The sequence below is a fragment of the Paucibacter soli genome, from assembly GCF_037482845.1.
GTDB lineage: Bacteria > Pseudomonadota > Gammaproteobacteria > Burkholderiales > Burkholderiaceae_C > Paucibacter_B > Paucibacter_B soli.
The window spans coordinates 1-1,441 of record NZ_JBBHJW010000030.1 but is presented as its reverse complement, the minus strand read 5'-3'; the positions used below and the strand labels follow the sequence as shown (position 1 = coordinate 1,441).

1 pseudogene is annotated in these 1,441 nt (G+C 67.0%); it reads left to right on the top strand.

The window, feature by feature from the left end:
- Nucleotides 1–1,441, top strand: a pseudogene (locus WG898_RS25100) (heme utilization protein); the annotation flags it as partial.

Genomic DNA, 1,441 nt, shown 5'->3' with positions numbered 1-1,441 from the left:
GGCGGCCCTGCGCGCCTTGGGTACCGACCAGATCGCTGCCCTCACGAGCGACCAGATCGGTTCGATGACGACCGCCCAGGTGGCCGCGCTGAACACCAACCCCGATCAGTTCGCCGGCCTGAACACCGCCGCCATCGTGGCGATGAGTTCGGCCCAGATCGCCGCGCTGAGCTCGGCCCAGATGGCCAATCTCTCGACCGCGCAGATCGCGGCGATCGAAACCGCCGACCTGAAGTCGCTCAGCACCGCGGCGCTGCGCGCCCTCAGCAGCGATCAGCTCGATGCGCTGAGCAACGGCCAAATCCAGGCGCTCACCAGCGCCCAAGTGGCCGCGCTCACCACCGCCCAGGTGCAAGGTCTGAACACCGGTGACCTGAACGCCTTCACCAGCGACCAGTTCGCCAAGTTCACCTCGGCGCAAGTCGCCGCGATGACGAGCGATCAGATCGCCCATCTGACGACCGAAGACCTCAACGCCCTGGGCACCGCCCAGTTCGCGGCGCTCAACTCCGACCAGGTGGCCGCGCTGACCTCGGTGCAGCTGCCCAAGCTGGAGTCCGCCGACCTGCGCGCCATCACCACGGCCGCATTCAAGGCACTCAGCTCCGACCAGATCGCCGCACTCACCAGCGACCAGATCGGCCAGCTCACCACCGGCCAGATCAACGCGATGAGCACCGAGCAGTTGGCGGGCTTCGCCACGGCCGACATCGTCGCGCTGAGCTCGGCCCAGATCGCCTCGCTGACGGCAGCCCAGATCGTCAACTTCTCGACCGCACATATCGCCGCGATCGAGACCGCCGATCTGAAGGCACTGTCGACATCGGCGCTGCGCGCCCTGACCAGCGACCAGCTCGACGCCCTGACAAACGGCCAGCTGCAGGCGCTGACCTCGGCCCAGGTGACGGCGCTCACCACCGCCCAGGTGCAAGGCCTGAACACCGGTGACCTGAACGCCTTCACCAGCGATCAGTTCGCCAAGTTCACCTCGGCGCAAGTCGCCGCGATGACGAGCGATCAGATCGCCCATCTGACCACCGAAGACCTCAACGCCCTGGGCACCGCCCAGTTCGCCGCGCTGAACTCCGACCAGGTCGCGGCGCTGACCTCCGTGCAGCTGCCCAAGCTGGAGTCCGCCGACCTGCGCGCCATCGGCACGGCGGCCCTGCGTGCCTTGGGTACCGACCAGATCGCAGCCCTCACGAGCGACCAGATCGGTTCGATGACGACCGCCCAGGTGGCCGCGCTGAACACCAACCCCGATCAGTTCGCCGGCCTGAATACAGCTGCCATCGTGGCAATGAGTTCGGCTCAGATCGCGTCGCTGAGTTCGGCACAGATGGCCAATCTCTCGACCGCGCAGATCGCGGCCATCGAGACCGCCGATATCAAGGCACTCGGAACCGCCGCCCTGCGTGCGCTCAGCAGCGACCAGTTGGAC